The organism is Calothrix anomala FACHB-343, from assembly GCF_014696435.1.
GTDB classification, from domain to species: Bacteria; Cyanobacteriota; Cyanobacteriia; order Cyanobacteriales; family Nostocaceae; genus Aulosira; species Aulosira anomala_A.
In genome coordinates, this window is sequence record NZ_JACJQG010000028.1 from 18,577 (window position 1) to 33,705 (window position 15,129).

The 15,129-nt window shown below is 41.3% G+C and carries 13 protein-coding genes; 2 read left to right on the top strand and 11 right to left on the bottom strand.

What is annotated here, in order from left to right; translation table 11 throughout:
- Positions 1–153: 153 nt before the first annotated feature.
- Positions 154–801 (bottom strand): cytochrome b6, encoded by a 648-nt coding sequence (petB, locus tag H6G08_RS17305; RefSeq protein ID WP_045867444.1) that lies wholly within the window; start codon positions 799–801, stop codon positions 154–156.
- 366 nt (positions 802–1,167) lie between these two features.
- Between petB and ctpA the strand changes: the two genes are divergently transcribed.
- Positions 1,168–2,424 carry a carboxyl-terminal processing protease CtpA gene (gene ctpA, locus H6G08_RS17310; RefSeq protein WP_190545098.1) on the top strand — a complete coding sequence of 419 codons (1,257 nt, stop codon included), beginning with the start codon at positions 1,168–1,170 and terminating at the stop codon, positions 2,422–2,424.
- Between the two features lie 108 nt (positions 2,425–2,532).
- On the opposite strand, the gene H6G08_RS17315 is transcribed toward ctpA, so the two are convergent.
- Complete coding sequence (locus H6G08_RS17315; protein WP_190545099.1) at positions 2,533–3,195, bottom strand: MBL fold metallo-hydrolase; 663 nt, start codon at positions 3,193–3,195, stop codon at positions 2,533–2,535.
- 188 nt (positions 3,196–3,383) lie between these two features.
- On the opposite strand from H6G08_RS17315, the gene H6G08_RS17320 reads away from it, so the two are divergent.
- Positions 3,384–4,865: a site-2 protease family protein gene (locus H6G08_RS17320; protein WP_190545101.1), complete on the top strand. Its 1,482-nt coding sequence runs from the start codon at positions 3,384–3,386 to the stop codon at positions 4,863–4,865.
- A gap of 56 nt (positions 4,866–4,921) precedes the next feature.
- Here the strand turns inward: H6G08_RS17320 and crtO are convergent, their stop codons facing one another.
- The 9 genes from crtO to H6G08_RS17360 form a co-directional block, all read right to left on the bottom strand.
- The gene (gene crtO / locus H6G08_RS17325) at positions 4,922–6,616 is read right to left on the bottom strand and encodes a beta-carotene ketolase CrtO (protein WP_190545103.1); all 1,695 of its coding nucleotides are present in this window, start codon (positions 6,614–6,616) and stop codon (positions 4,922–4,924) included.
- A gap of 73 nt (positions 6,617–6,689) precedes the next feature.
- Positions 6,690–7,451 (bottom strand): LmeA family phospholipid-binding protein, encoded by a 762-nt coding sequence (locus H6G08_RS17330; protein ID WP_190545105.1) that lies wholly within the window; start codon positions 7,449–7,451, stop codon positions 6,690–6,692.
- Between the two features lie 574 nt (positions 7,452–8,025).
- Positions 8,026–9,639 (bottom strand): NAD(P)H-quinone oxidoreductase subunit 4, encoded by a 1,614-nt coding sequence (locus H6G08_RS17335; RefSeq protein ID WP_190545107.1) that lies wholly within the window; start codon positions 9,637–9,639, stop codon positions 8,026–8,028.
- Positions 9,640–10,012: 373 nt separating this feature from the next.
- A complete protein-coding gene (locus H6G08_RS17340) occupies positions 10,013–10,165 on the bottom strand; it encodes a hypothetical protein (RefSeq protein WP_190545110.1) in 153 nt (50 codons plus the stop codon).
- Positions 10,166–10,222: 57 nt separating this feature from the next.
- On the bottom strand, positions 10,223–10,732 hold the full coding sequence (locus tag H6G08_RS17345; RefSeq protein WP_190545112.1) for a hypothetical protein: 510 nt from the start codon (positions 10,730–10,732) through the stop codon (positions 10,223–10,225).
- A 9-nt stretch (positions 10,733–10,741) separates the two neighbouring features.
- Positions 10,742–11,665 carry a homoserine kinase gene (thrB, locus tag H6G08_RS17350; protein WP_190545114.1) on the bottom strand — a complete coding sequence of 308 codons (924 nt, stop codon included), beginning with the start codon at positions 11,663–11,665 and terminating at the stop codon, positions 10,742–10,744.
- A gap of 483 nt (positions 11,666–12,148) precedes the next feature.
- On the bottom strand, positions 12,149–14,506 hold the full coding sequence (locus tag H6G08_RS17355; protein WP_190545117.1) for an FHA domain-containing protein: 2,358 nt from the start codon (positions 14,504–14,506) through the stop codon (positions 12,149–12,151).
- Positions 14,503–14,706, bottom strand: coding sequence for a DUF6760 family protein (locus tag H6G08_RS38525; protein WP_096643393.1), 204 nt, complete (start codon positions 14,704–14,706; stop codon positions 14,503–14,505). The genes H6G08_RS17355 and H6G08_RS38525 overlap by 4 nt, the downstream gene beginning before the upstream one ends.
- Positions 14,652–15,032, bottom strand: coding sequence for a phage tail assembly protein (locus H6G08_RS17360; protein WP_190545119.1), 381 nt, complete (start codon positions 15,030–15,032; stop codon positions 14,652–14,654). The genes H6G08_RS38525 and H6G08_RS17360 overlap by 55 nt, the downstream gene beginning before the upstream one ends.
- Positions 15,033–15,129: the final 97 nt, after the last annotated feature.

Here is a 15,129-nt window from a genome sequence, read left to right on the forward strand (position 1 = left end):
ACCCTAGCCTGCGGATATGAAATAATCTGCGCAGGCGGGTTTCTTTAACTTTCAGCTTCAAATATCAAGTTTTTGTCTCATTGTTCATCAGTTTAAAACAAACAACTCAATCTTGAAACCGATCGCCATTGCCTGTTAGGTTTTAGGCGGAAATTACAAAGGCCCAGAAATGCCTTGTTTGCGGATCATCAAGAAGTGGAATAGCATGAATACCGCAATCAACCAGGGCAGCACAAATGTGTGAGCGCTGTAGTAGCGAGTTAGGGTAGCTTGGCCGACGCTGGAACCACCACGCAGCAAATCAGAGATTAGTACACCAACCACAGGAATTGCTTCGGGAACGCCGCTAACGATTTTCACAGCCCAATATCCTACTTGATCCCAAGGTAGTGAATAGCCGGTTACACCAAAAGAAACGGTGATTACAGCCAGGATTACACCACTTACCCAGGTCAATTCGCGGGGCTTTTTGAAACCGCCAGTGAGGTACACGCGAAAAACGTGCAAAATCATCATCAACACCATCATGCTGGCAGACCAACGATGGATGGAGCGAATCAGCCAGCCGAAGTTTACTTCCGTCATGATGTACTGCACTGAAGAGTAAGCTTCAGCAACAGTTGGCTTGTAGTAGAAGGTCATGGCAAACCCAGTAGCAAACTGGATGAGAAAGCAAACCAGGGTAATGCCACCCAAGCAGTAGAAAATATTGACGTGGGGAGGAACGTACTTGCTAGTAACGTCGTCAGCTAGCGCTTGAATTTCCAAGCGTTCCTCAAACCAGTCGTAAACGTTGGCCATACAATCTCAAGTTCCTAAAAATCGGGTGCGGTTGATAAATCTCCCAATTAGCAATTTTGGGATTTTAGCAAAGAGGTTTGTGGTCGTTTGCTTTTAAGGCGTCAGAGTGATAAGACTTTTAATAAACTTAACACTCTGTAAACATGGTATGTATTGCGTTTGTGAGGCAAACCAACACTAAATTATGGGCACAAAGTAGATCTTATCGTTTGTTGAGTGGGATGCAAGCCGATCGGCTGACTTAACAACTTGATTAAGACTAATGCACCACTTCTATAAAAAAAGTAACATAATCGAGAGATAGATTTCATCAAAAACAAAGCAACTGGGCAGTTCTAGGCAATTCGGCTTGAGGTGGAATTAAACATGGGCTTGTTCATGGACAAAAAGGTTTTGAGACGGGTATTTTCATTGCTGATGGCGCTGTGGCTGGCTTGGGGCGCAATTCCTCAACCAGCAACGGCTTTGACGGAAGAACAGAAATTAGTATCAGAAGTTTGGCGAATAGTCAATCGAAATTATTTAGATGAAACGTTTAATCATCAAAATTGGGCATCGGTGCGGCAAAAGGCTTTAGAGAAACCTCTGAAAAGTCAGGAAGCAGCTTATGCAGCGATTCAGAATATGCTCAAAAGCTTAGACGATCCCTTTACCCGGTTTTTAGACCCGGAACAGTACCGGAGTTTACAGGTAAATACTTCTGGAGAACTCACCGGGGTAGGCTTGCAAATTGCTCTAGACTCTCAAACCGGTAAGTTAGAAGTCGTTGCACCAATCGCAGGTTCGCCAGCAGATAAAGCCGGAATTAGACCGCGCGATCGCATCCTGAAAATTGAAGGTGTTTCCACAGAAAATCTTACCCTAGATGAAGCTGCGGCTAAAATGCGCGGGCCGATTGGCAGTCTCGTCACCCTATTAATCGAACGAGAGGGTGTAGACGAGCAAGAATTTAGGGTAGTACGCGATCGCATTGCTTTAAATCCTGTTATCTCAGAATTGCGCGTCACCCCCCAAGGTACACCCCTTGGCTATTTACGCCTCAATCAATTTAATGCCAACGCCTCAATGGAACTGGCACATGCCATTAATAGTTTAGAAAAAAAGGGTGCGGCTGCCTACATTTTAGATTTACGCAATAATCCAGGGGGGCTATTACAAGCCGGAATTGAAATTGCTCGCCTGTGGCTAGATTCTGGCACTATAGTCTACACCGTCAATCGCCAAGGCATTCAAGGCAGTTTTGAGGCTTTTGGCCCAGCTCTGACATCAGATCCCTTAGTTATTCTAGTCAATCAAGGTACTGCCAGTGCCAGCGAAATTCTCGCCGGCGCACTCCAAGATAATGGTCGTGCCCAACTCGTAGGGGAAACCACCTTTGGTAAAGGCTTAATTCAATCCTTGTTTGAATTATCAGATGGTTCTGGTTTGGCAGTCACCATTGCTAAATATGAGACGCCCCAACACCGAGATATTAACAAACTAGGTATCAAACCAGACAAAATCATTCCCCAAGATGTAATTACCCGCGAACAAATTGGTACAGAAGCAGATCAACAATATCAAGCTGCTGTGGAAATCTTGACGAAAAATCAAGTAGTAGTAGGAATGGGGAATAGGGCATAGGGTATTGGGCATTGGGCATTGGGCATGGGCATTTATGATTTATCTCCCTTGTCCTCCTTGTCCCCCTTGTCTTCCTTGTCCTCCTTGTCTTCCTTCCCTTCCCTTCCCTCATCCCTCTTCCTGAAATCGAGCCAGACTCTGATAAGCTTGCGCGATCGCACCTTTGCCCCGTAAAAAACCAGTATTTGCACCGGGGCAAAGGTATTCTAGGGTTTCTGGGGTGAAGCGTTCTAATATGTACTTGAGGCTTTTTAGTTGTCGCGGCCAGTGAAAGGTTTTTGCTGTCCGTAATGGTACTGGCTCTCCTTGAAGATTGGGAACTAAGTGACGACCGGAAAATAGCACGCCGCCCAAAAGATCGTAATAAAGACAAGATGAGCCAGGTGAATGTCCTGGTGTCCAAAATACTTGGGCACTGCTATCTAAAGTCAGTTCCTGAGCAAAGGTAGTTACAGTTAAGCCTGGTAATAAATATGCTTCTTGCTCTTGAATTATGACCTCACAACCTAATTCTTGCTGGATTTCTGCTGTTTTCCCCATCGCACCGCGATGAGTGATAAATAACCAGCGAACACCACCATGCGATCGCACAAAATCTAAATTTGTCTGTTCTAAAGCCGGACAATCAATGAGGATATTACTTTCATTTCTTACAATAAAATAAGAGGTTCCCCCTAATGTGTCCCGATTTGGTGGAAAAGCATAAATACTATCAAGTACAGCCCTTGGTGGCTTAACTGTATGACTTGGCTGTTGAGGTAAGGGACACATAAAAAAACCGAAACTGAGGAGTTGTAATCAATCGTTACACAGTTAAACTGCAGCAGGCTACAAGCTGGAGAGTTAACAACTGTTGTTAACCTTTGGGGAAAAAATGGGGTTTTTTAAGTCTGGCTAGTAGTCACAGATGTGGTGCTAACCCTACTAGTAAGACATTGTTTCCAATTACCGAAGAGCAAATGACATTTTGGTTTCTCCTTTTACTGGGACTAGCTACTTATCTAATGGTGCAGCGTGTTGTCGCCCATAGCACCCAGACACCCGTCTGGTTATTGTGGCTGGTTTTAATGACCCCAGCATTTTTATTGAGTGGATGGACGCTGCGGTATGGGACAAAAGTACCGCCGCCAGCATCGCTGATCCTGTGGTCATCAATAATCTGTATTTTGTTATACTGGCTGTTATTTCAATGGGGAAGGCGATCGCCCAGAGAGAAACAAACAGAACCACAAGCTATAGAAGCAACACAATCGGCTATCCATCCTACCGCAGAACCAGTGACAGTGCGTCCCATCGAACCAACGGAAGAAACCCAACTGCGAAATTGCTTTCCCTGGTCTACATACTACATTCAAAACATTGAGTATCGACCCCAGGCGGTGATTTGTCGCGGTCAATTGCGAACTTCACCCACTCAGGCTTATCAGCAAATTAAGTCTAATATCGAAGCCCAATTTGGCGATCGCTTTTTGCTGATATTTCAAGAAGGTATCAACAGCAAACCTTTCTTTGTCCTTGTTCCCAACAATCAAGCAGCAAAGCAGGTTAATTCTCCCAAACAAGAAAAATTAACCCGCCCAGTAGTAGCACTGGTGCTGTTACTCGCTACTTTAGTAACTACTACCTTAGTTGGCTCGTCAATTGCTGGTGTCACTCCCAAAGCATTACAATCCAATCCCCAGCTTTTATTCCAAGGATTGCCCTATGCTTTAGGATTAATGACAATTTTGGGTATCCATGAACTCGGTCATTATTTAACAGCTAGATACTACAAAATCCGCGCCACATTGCCCTATTTTATCCCCGTGCCTTTTTTCTTAGGTACTTTTGGCGCATTTATTCAAATGCGGAGTCCAATTCCTAATCGTAAAGCTTTATTTGATGTCAGTATTGCCGGGCCAATTGCTGGTTTTATTGTCACTTTACCTTTGTTAATTTGGGGTTTAGCTCATTCGGAAGTGGTGGCTTTAAACCCAAAAATTGGCATGTTAAATCCAGAGGCGCTGAATCCTAAATATTCTATTTTGATAGCATTACTTGCCAAATTAGCATTAGGAAATAGTTTAACTGCAACGTCAGCTATTAACTTACATCCAGTTGCGATCGCTGGATTTTTAGGATTAATTGTCACCGCCTTAAATTTAATGCCTGTAGGCCAATTAGATGGCGGTCATATTGTTCACGCTATCTTTGGTCAAAGAACTGCGATCGCTATTGGGCAAATAGCGCGTTTATTGCTGTTATTACTGTCTTTTATCCAATCAGAATATTTCATTTGGGCAATCATACTATTACTCATACCCTTAGTTGATGAACCTGCCCTTAATGATGTCACCGAACTAGATAATAAACGGGATATTTTAGGTTTATTATCAATGGCATTATTGGTGATAATTGTACTGCCGTTACCGCAAGCGATCGCTAATCTCTTACAGATATAAAGATAAAAGCAAAGATATAAAATTTTCCTTCATATCTTTGCCTTTTGAGATAACAACTACATAATTCCAAACACAGAACCGACAGTAGACTTAATGGAATCTCTCGCATCTTTTAAAGTCTGGGCGATTGGATGTTTGGTTTGTAAAAATACCCTAGCACAATTACGTCCCGGCATCCCAGAAATAGAACCACCGGGATGTGTTCCCGCACCAGTTAAAAATAGATTATCAATTGGTGTTTTGTAGTTGGCTATTTCTGGTAAAGGACGGAAAAATACCATTTGATCTAAAGACATATCAACGTGGTAATAATTCCCTTTGTAAGCGCCTAATCTTTCTCCTAATTCTGCTGGACTTTCTACACGCCGAGCAATAATGGAATTTTTGACATTTGGCGCATAAGTTGCTAACTTATCAACAACTTTATCTGCAACTTGATTTTTTAATTCATCTGTCCAACCAGTACCTTTTAAACCTGTACCTTCTGCACCTGCAATTTGGTAAGGAGCAAAAAATTCAATCCACAGCGTATGTTTACCCGGTGGTGCTAAAGATGGATCTAAAGCACTGGGCATAACAACATACATTGATGGATCGGAATCTGGAATTTCTCCTAAAGTGCATTTACTATGAGCTTGTTCTACATGAGCAACAGAATCAGCAATCAAAATAGAGCCAATTAGATATTCATCTTTATGTGCATGGTAAGGAAAGCGTAATGGTTCATCTAAGGCTAAATCGATTTTGAGAATTGTTTCGTTGTTATTAACAATTCGCCGTTCTAATCTTTCCCATAAATCCGGATCGACTGCATCAATATCACTTTTATCAGTCATTTGTAAGAATAAACGCTTGGCATCAATATTAGAAATAACGCCATATTTAGCTCGATATTCTTTACCACCAGCAACCCGCACACCTACCGCTTTTTTATCATCAATCAACACTTTTTCTACATGCTGATCTGTGAGAATTACGCCACCTTTACTAGTGACTAAATTCACCAAAGCTTTGACAAGTGCGCCAGTACCACCGCGAGGTCTAGCCATACCAGGATTGTGACGCATCGCCATCATAATTGCACCAATAGCAATAGTTTTTTGTGATGGTGGTGCGCCAAGTTCGGCGGCTAATCTTGCTAGGGGTGCTTTGAGAAATTCTTCATCAAACCACTCGTTTAGTAAATCTTCGGCGCTGGTTAACATAGTGCGAATAAAATCCAGCGTTTTATTAGGCGAACCAATGACAGAAAATAAATCCTTGATTTTTGTAATATCGTAGTTGCCGAGAATATCTATAATTGACTTTGGTGGCGCATTAAACATGGGAATCATTGCCCCTAATGCTCGTTGCCAATAGTCGGTAAATTCGGCATATTTCTTAGCATCACGTTCGCTGTAACGTGCAATTTCTGCACAAGTTTTTTCGAGAGATTTATGAGCTAAAAAATATTTACCATCAGGATGAGGACAGAAAACTACTGGATCGCATTCCAGATATTCTAAACCGTATTTTTCTAGTTCTAATTCTTCTACAACTGGCCCCAAATGAATAAATTCGTGATCGATAGCACACAAATTAAATTTAAATCCTGGTGCTTCTTGGGGTAAACATTCTTCTGTTGTCGCTGCACCACCAGGAACAGAACGCTTTTCTAGTAGTAATACACTATAGCCAGCTTTGAGTAAATAAGCAGCACAAACTAGACCGTTATGTCCTGCACCAATAATTACAACATCGTATTCTTGCATATTCGGAAATTAGAGAATTAAAGAGATTGACAGCCAAAATAGTAAGTAAATTTTGATTGTTTGGATGCAGAATTTACTTACTCAAAGGTAGATTTTCTGTAGAGGGGATTTGCTTTACATGGGCTTCGACTAAAAGTATGAGATTGTCTTTTTTAACCTCTATATCTTTGATGCGTAACATCATATTGTCCCATGCAAAATAAGATGATTGCAGCAATTCTTTCAACTTACGCATTAAAGCTGCAATTAGAGGGACGGAAACGCCTTCTCCCTGAGTACAGTTAAAACTTTCTAACATCAAGGGCTGTGAATTTGTAGGTGGGCTAACCCTTGCGGTAAAACTTAACGGACGGCTTTGTCCTTTTTCTTCAATTAAAACATTGCCGATAAATTCCATTTTACCGCTACCTGGCAGTAATACTTGGATTTGTTGCAGATGAAAACTGACAATTTCACCATCTACATTTAATTGCCAAATTTGTGCTTGGCTTTTAACTACATCTGAGGACAGTGCATGGTTAATATCAACCTCTGTCATGACTATACGCGCGATCGCATTTACTGGTTCATTTAGTTCTATTTGCCCAAAAATCGCACTTAAAGGATTGACAGCAATGCTATCTGTCTTGACTTTGATTTCCTGTACGCGAATATCTTTTTGCAGCACCAAACCTTTACCAGTTAGGGAAACTTCTTCCACTTGTCCCTGAGCGACTTTCAACAAGTCTGTGCGCACATCTACGTCTATTTGTTCTACTTCATCCAGTCGGTTAGCTAAGGTATTTTCTGCTGCTTGTGATATTATTTGCTCCTCCAGCCTTGGTTTATCTGGCATGAGTTTCTATACTCCTAGTATCCGCTTACCTACTAAATTTAGTCTTTGAAGGCTCAGGATGGTATCTATAGTACGGTATATGTAACTGGGAAGATATAGCAATCGAAATTATTTATGAAACTGACAAACTCTCAGTTCTTTTCTCATATCCTTGGCGTACTTGGCGGTTCATTAAAAAAATATTTTCACAACTCAGATAGGATTGCTATAGAAACTAATATCAAGATTACTATTTTATTTTTGAATAACAGGTAGTAGCGTGTCTAAGCTAAAGTAGTACATTAATAAACCGCAGAGGCGCAGAGAACACAGAGAGAAAAGAAGAAATTTATTGCAAAATTTTAGCTTAGACAGTCCAGTAGGGTGTGTTACCGCGAAGCGTAATGCACCGCCAAAACAAATAAATTCGTTAAATCAATAATTTAATGCAAGCTCAAAATTAACCAGGTATCTTATAGTCTGCTTTTCAGCTAATTCTTGGGCAAAAATACATAAAATTATAGGTGGTCTTGCAACCACCTATTTTCCCCTCATATTTAGAATTTACTTGCAGCACCCTTAGTGAAAAATATAATTAGTCAGTAATATTAACCAAATTTTCAACTGGAGAAGCAGCCAATGTTGGAGCTTTCAACAAACGAGAGTAGAGGCTTGATGGTTGCTGATGAGCAACAACTGGTAGAACTTGGCGTGCATGAGCAGCTAATTGTACTGCTTTGACATCATAAGTTTGGGTGATTAACTTGGGATATAAACCAATACCGATGATGGGAACTAAAAGACAAGCGGTGATAAACAATTCGCGGGGTCTAACATCAGGGATGAATTTATCGAGATGTAACTCTTCGTTTTGCTTACCGTAGAATACTTGACGCAACATCGACAGTAAGTAAATCGGAGTCAAAATTACGCCAACTGCGGAGAGTAATACAACTACAACTTTGAAGCTAGAACTGTAAACATCACTGCTAGAAATACCCAGGAATACCATCAATTCACCGACAAATCCGCTCATTCCTGGTAAAGCGAGGGAAGCCATTGAACCTGCTGTGAATAGAGCAAAGGTACGGGGCATTACTTTACCCATACCGCCCATTTTGTCCATCATCAAGGTGTGGGTACGTTCGTAAGTTACACCAGAGAGGAAGAACAAGCTAGCAGCAATTAAACCGTGAGAAACCATCTGGAGAACTGCACCGCTAATCCCAATTTCTGTATAGGAAGCAATCCCAATTAATACAAACCCCATGTGGGCAATTGAAGAGTAAGCCAAACGACGTTTGAGGTTAGTTTGAGCAAAGGCGCAGCAAGCACCGTAGACAATATTTACTACACCCAAGATTGCCAATACTGGGGCAAATGTCACATGGGCATTAGGTAACATTTCAATATTGAAGCGGATGAGTGCATAGCCACCCATTTTCAGCAATACACCAGCCAAAATCATGGAACCAGGTGCAGAGGCTTCACCGTGAGCATCAGGTAACCAAGTATGTAGAGGGAAAATTGGCATTTTCACGCCAAAGGCAATTAAGAAACCTGCGTAAACTAATAGTTCAAAGGCTGTAGAATAATCTTTCATTCCTAGAGCCGCCATGTCAAAGGTGACGGTATCTCCAGAAAATGCCATTGCAAAACCAGCTATCAGAATAAATATTGATGCGGCAGCAGTGTAGATAATAAACTTAGTCGCAGCATAGCGGCGTTTTGCACCACCCCAAATGGAAATTAGTAAGTATACAGGTACTAACTCGATTTCCCACATTAAGAAGAACAATAGTAAATCCTGGGCAACAAACACGCCAAGCTGGGCGCTGTACATCACCAGCATTAATGCATAAAATAAACGCGGCTTGTTGGTTACTTTCCAAGCCGCGAAGATTGCTAGGGTGTTAATTAAGCCGGTTAGTAACACTAGAGGCATTGATAAACCGTCTACTGCTACAGACCAGTTCAATCCTAACTGTGGTATCCAAGAATATTTTTCTACTAGTTGGAAGCCGGAGTTTTGGAAGTCGTAGTGATGCCAAAAGGCATAAATCATGAGGGCAAAGTCTGCTAGTGCTACTCCTAAACCATACCAGCGAACGGTTTTACCTTCTTTGTCGGGAATCAACGGGATGGCTAGGGATGCCATCAGGGGCAAGAGTATTATGGCCGTTAGCCAAGGAACTTGAATAAGACTCATCACTTTTGACAATTGATTTACAATTTTCTTTTGATTACAGTATATGAACGAGCTTGTAGATTTGTAAACGTAATTTATCCCTACGAGAGTAAATCTTAAGATTTGGATAGAGATAAATACTCATCATTTTGCCGTCCACCATTCTAATTGTAAAGTTTTGCAACGTCAATGTGTGGTCTATTTTTTTGTAAATTTCAAACCAGAATTTTGCGGATGGGCTGAAAGCTACTCACTGATAGGCTTATAGCAAAAGTTAAATTTAGAAATTTGGTTTGAATAATAAATAACTGTTTGTAAATAAATTGGTAACGATTTGTAGTGAGTGATTACTCGCGACATTATTAAGGGGTGCTTTTGAGGATGGCTACAAACCCTATAGAGCGCCCACTGGCTGCAAGCCACTGGCTCTTAGTACAAAGCCCACCTTTGTGGGTTCAATGTTGTAGCAAGCACTATATACAGCATATTTGAGGTAAATGATGGTACGCGCTTCGGGGCATGGCAGTGCCAATGCCCCTACAATCAACGATTATCTGTACCTCACCAACTTGCAATTCGCTATATATATTGATGGCGGCTGAGGTTAAACAATGCGGTTGACAATTGTCCACACATCGCCATCGGAGCGCACGTGAGGAACGGAGATTGTTTTGAAGCCGGTAATGAAAGGCTTGTAATAAACTTGCCAATACAAGGGACTTAGCTCATCGGCGCAAGATTTCAGCAGGCGGATTTCGGTTGCTAGTTCGCCAGCGAGTTGATTAATGCGTTGCGCATGAACTTGGGCGACGCTTCTAGCTTCTTCTAGCTGCTGCTGGAGGGTGAGTTGTTTAGAATTAATATGCCAATTTGCAAGTTCTACTTGTTTTTGTTCTAGCTGAAGTTCCAAGGCGGCGATCGCATCATCAATACCTTTAATTTCTACCGCTAGTTGGGCATTTTCTCTGGCAAAGCGACGGTAAGCTTCGGCGATCGCGCTGGGTGAATTATGCTCGCTGGGCACTATATTATTTACAGTGAAACTAGCGCGTTCTTGTTCGAGAGCTTGAATGTGCTGGCGAATGGCTGCTATTTCCGAGACAATTTGCTGCATAATTCCTGTTTATCCTTGTTTAACGCTTCTCGCGCCTTGGTTATCCAGAGAAAGCGATCTCACTACAGCTGTAATTCCTTCTGCTTGCCAAGCAGTCCTCATCGCCGCTTCTACAGCTTGAGCATGTTCTGCATCGGCTAAAGCTAATAATGTCGGCCCTGCACCACTAATTACCATGCCATATGCACCAGCCGCTACAGCCGCCATATTCACGGCATCGTAACCACGAATCAAAGCTTTACGATAGGGCTGATGTAATTTATCTTGCAAAGCTGTCTTTAACCATTCTCCCTTACCAGTTGCTAAACCTCGCAGCAATAATCCTAAATGGGCGGTATTGAAAATGGCATCAGCACGGCTAAATTCCGTAGGGAGAACTCGCCGCGCTTCGGAAGTAGAAAGTTCAAAATCAGGAATCGCCAAGACTGGAATAATATTTTCCTGCCAAGGTACATCACAAATTTCCCAAGCTGCACCATTGCTAGCCGCCAGACGACATCCGCCTAATAAAGCCGGGACTACATTATCCGGATGTCCTTCCATTGCGATCGCTAATTCCATCACTTGCAACTGCGAGAGAGGTTCCCCAGCTAGTTGATTAGCCGCAACCAAACCCCCAACAATTGCAGTCGCCGAACTACCCAAACCCCGCGCCAACGGTACACCTAGCTGAATTTCAATTTTCACACTCGGCGGTATCTGCTCTATATATTGATATAGCTTCACAAAAGCTTGATAGAGCAAATTACTTTCATCAGTTTGTACCCCATCAGCTTCCTCACCCGTGACATGAATAGTTAACCCGCCTTCATCCAGACGATTGAAATTAAACACGTTGTACAGCGTTAAAGCTGCACCGATACAGTCAAAACCAGGCCCCAAATTAGCAGTGGTGGCGGGAACAGTAACAGTTACACCAGAAACAACAGACATCTGCAAATCTCACTAATCAATCAACCAGCATCCCATGTAAATGATTGATTTGCGCATTTTTTGTTAATTGTTATTGGGCATGGGGCATGGGGCATGGGGCATTGAGGATTAGCTATTTTTTCTTTGCGCCTACTCCTGTGCTTGATGCATGTAATACCAATTTAATATGAAGATGCATATAATTTAGCCTGCGTAGGCAGGCTTTGTTTGTTTAGCCCCAGGCTTCTAGCCTGCGGGCGTTTATGTGCAGCTTCACAGAGAATTGGTATAAACTAATGTCCATCTAAATTGCATAACTACTAATAAGGGAACTCCAGAAAATAAATTATCCCAAATTGTAGGGGCGGGGTAACCCCGCCCCTACGAGTTGCGGGCTTAGTAAGTTAATGATTGGGATGTTTTTTTATTTGGAAGTCCCTAAGGGCTGTCAACAGTCAACAGCCCTCATGATGGATTGTGCAACTTAAAAGCAGAATAGCTGATCTACAAATGTTTGAGATAATGCACGATCGCCTCTGCGGTTGGTAAATTAGTTGCAAGGAGAACTTGGTTAATGTTACAGCTTCTTAAGAATGCTTCTTCATTAGCTTGACCAGGCTGAGGTACGAGAAAATCTCTGAGGAAAATTACTGCTAAAACCTCTCCTGAATTTACCAAGGAATTAATAGTTTGATATCCTCCAGATGTGGCGGCTGGAATTTGTTGACTAATAGTGATACCTGCTTGTTGACTTAAAACTTCACTGATAGATGGCCAAGCAACAGTCAGACTCTGTGAGAAAAACTCTTTGTGTTGATTCACCAACTCAGCTAATTCTGATTTTTTGCTGTCGTGAGCTATAAGAACTATATTTTTTTGACTGATCATTGGCTGTGGCTCACTTACAGGTATTTGTTGTTCGGCTATTTCATCAGATAGTGTTTTTTCTGTGCCAAAAATTTCGGCAAACGTTTGACTAATTGATTCTGAAGTTTGATTACTGACTAATTCTGGCATGACTTCATCTTCTGCACCTTCAGGTTCAGATTTAGAAGTAACAACTAATTCTGGCGTTGTTTCATCTTCTGCACTTTCAGGTTCAGATTTAGAAGTAACAACTAATTCTTCTACTTCTTCTAAAGATTCAATATTAGTTGGTTCCGCAACTTCATTAACTGTTGCAGGTACAGCATCAACATCTTGTGCAGTTTCTAAATTTCCAATATCTGCAACTAATTCTTCTGTATTATTTGCAGTCAAATTAACTTCTCGATCGCTGATATCTGCTGATTGACTAACTTCGCTGACTACTTCGGTTGGTGTTTCAACTATTGATGCATCATCAGCACTAATATCAGGAACTTCACTCACGATATCGGATGAACCGCTAACTATAGAGCCGGAGACAATCAGCACATCTTCTGTAAATGTACCTTCTTCATCGTGACTAAACTCTGGCGTAAAGTTATCAACAAATTCTGGGGCTTCTACTGGTGCAATATCTACCTTAACCTCATTTACACTATCTTCACTACTAATACTTTCGTCAGTATCGCTAATTGAATCAAAGGGTAGATTTACATTACGCGGTTGCACAATAGTGAAGTCTTGTAAAATTTCCGCCACATCTGCGGGAACTTCACTAGTTGATTCTGGCGTTTGAGCAAGAATATCTCGCGGTTGTACATTAGTAAATTCTTGGAGAATTTCCTCTTCTTCCACGATATTTTGTTCATTAATATCTGGAGTAACTTCGCTCAATCTCTGATATGAGTGGCTGGCAATATCTCGTGGTTGAACTATTGTGAATTCTCGCAAAATTTCTGCATCTTCATCAAGATATTGCTCGTTAATATCCCCAGGAATTTCATTTGATGTTGCAACACTTTCTTCATTTATCGTTGTAGGATTTTCACTTACCGCTTCTGGTGTGGGCGTAATAACATCTTGGGGTTGTATAAAGGTGACTTCTTCTGGTTCTGGGGTAGCGACACTTTCTTGATCAATAGTCCCAGGAACTTCACTTACCGCTTCTGATGTTGGCGTAATAACATCTTGAGGTTCTATAAAGGCGACTTCTTCGGGTTCTGGGGTAGCGACACTTTCTTGATCAATAGTCCCAGGAACTTCACTTACCGCTTCTGATGTTGGCGTAATGATATCTTGAGGTTGTATAAAAGTGACTTCTTCGGGTTCTGGGGTAGCGACACTTTCTTGATTAATAGTCCCAGGAATTTCACTTACCGCTTCTGGTGTTGGTGTAATAACATCAACATCTTGGGATTGTATAAAAGTAACTTCTTCTTCTGCTGTTGGTGTACTTACATCAGCTTCTAGTTCACCAGTTTCTTCTGAGGTTTCTAAGATATTTTCTAGAGCATTAATTGCTTCTTCTAATTCTGTAGCTTCTACTTCGTTTTGTGTTTGACTAACTTCTACTTCAGATTGACTGACTACCTCTGGAGTTTGATTAGCGCTAAGTCGCCCAGAAAATATTGCTGGATCTATCGTTCTAAATACTGTTTCTGCCAATTGTTCTGATGCTGGAATTATATCTTCCACTATCATCGTGTAATCGCCAATGCGAATAATGTCTTTATCCTTTAATAAGAAGGGGCTATTTTTTTCCGCTAGTTTACCGTTAATGATTGAGCCATTTCTACTACCAAGGTCGCAGAAATAGTAATTTCCACTTTGAATAAAGAATTTACCGTGTATTCTACTAACATCAGGACTGTCTAGAACTACATCACAATCAGGAGAACGACCGATAATGCATTCTCCTTTTGGTGTAGTTGCTAATGCTAAATCAAGTTCGTTAACTTCATTTAGGGTTGGTGAGTAGTTAACTTTTATTTTCATATTAATTTTTGGTTAATTTTATTAATTTCTGTAACCCAGCGTTGACGGGTTTTATGCTCTAAATTAAAAATATCATCTTGTGACCAGTGGAAGTGATAAGCGATGAAAGCTACCTCCTCATATAAGGTATCAGAGGGGTAGCTGACTACTCCCCCGCGAGTTTTAGCTCGACTGAATATTGAGTATTGCAATGAGGACATTGTGTGGGTATCTCGACATTTCCTTGTTGATTAATACGATTATAAAATTCTCTCAGATAAGCAATATCATGCAAGAGTAGACCTTCTAATAAATCGGGACTAACAGAGTTTAAGCTACCTAAGCGGGTAATAACTCGTGCTAACATTACCAAAGTACCATAGGCTGGATTCTCTTGAACTTTGCGTTCTTGTTGGATGACAATTTCATCTTTGGCGGTAGCTAAACGCATCACTCCATGACGATGAACTCGGTTTTGGCTATCAATCAATCCTCTAGGAAGAATAAAGTTAAATTCAGTAACGAGATTATCTTGCTTACGACCCATACCAATTTTAGTTTTAGATTATAGATTGTATAGATTTTGAGCAGTTAGGGCAAAGTCCCGGCTTCTTTTTTAGTCCTTTGAGGTTAGAAGTCGGGAA

Coding starts and splice junctions, on each gene's coding strand:
- petB (WP_045867444.1), bottom strand. CDS start 801: ATGGCCAACGTTTACGACTGGTTTGAGGAACGCTTGGAAATTCAAGCG.
- ctpA (WP_190545098.1), top strand. CDS start 1,168: ATGGGCTTGTTCATGGACAAAAAGGTTTTGAGACGGGTATTTTCATTG.
- H6G08_RS17315 (WP_190545099.1), bottom strand. CDS start 3,195: ATGTGTCCCTTACCTCAACAGCCAAGTCATACAGTTAAGCCACCAAGG.
- H6G08_RS17320 (WP_190545101.1), top strand. CDS start 3,384: ATGACATTTTGGTTTCTCCTTTTACTGGGACTAGCTACTTATCTAATG.
- crtO (WP_190545103.1), bottom strand. CDS start 6,616: ATGCAAGAATACGATGTTGTAATTATTGGTGCAGGACATAACGGTCTA.
- H6G08_RS17330 (WP_190545105.1), bottom strand. CDS start 7,451: ATGCCAGATAAACCAAGGCTGGAGGAGCAAATAATATCACAAGCAGCA.
- H6G08_RS17335 (WP_190545107.1), bottom strand. CDS start 9,639: ATGAGTCTTATTCAAGTTCCTTGGCTAACGGCCATAATACTCTTGCCC.
- H6G08_RS17345 (WP_190545112.1), bottom strand. CDS start 10,732: ATGCAGCAAATTGTCTCGGAAATAGCAGCCATTCGCCAGCACATTCAA.
- thrB (WP_190545114.1), bottom strand. CDS start 11,665: ATGTCTGTTGTTTCTGGTGTAACTGTTACTGTTCCCGCCACCACTGCT.
- H6G08_RS17355 (WP_190545117.1), bottom strand. CDS start 14,506: ATGAAAATAAAAGTTAACTACTCACCAACCCTAAATGAAGTTAACGAA.
- H6G08_RS38525 (WP_096643393.1), bottom strand. CDS start 14,706: ATGTCCTCATTGCAATACTCAATATTCAGTCGAGCTAAAACTCGCGGG.
- H6G08_RS17360 (WP_190545119.1), bottom strand. CDS start 15,032: ATGGGTCGTAAGCAAGATAATCTCGTTACTGAATTTAACTTTATTCTT.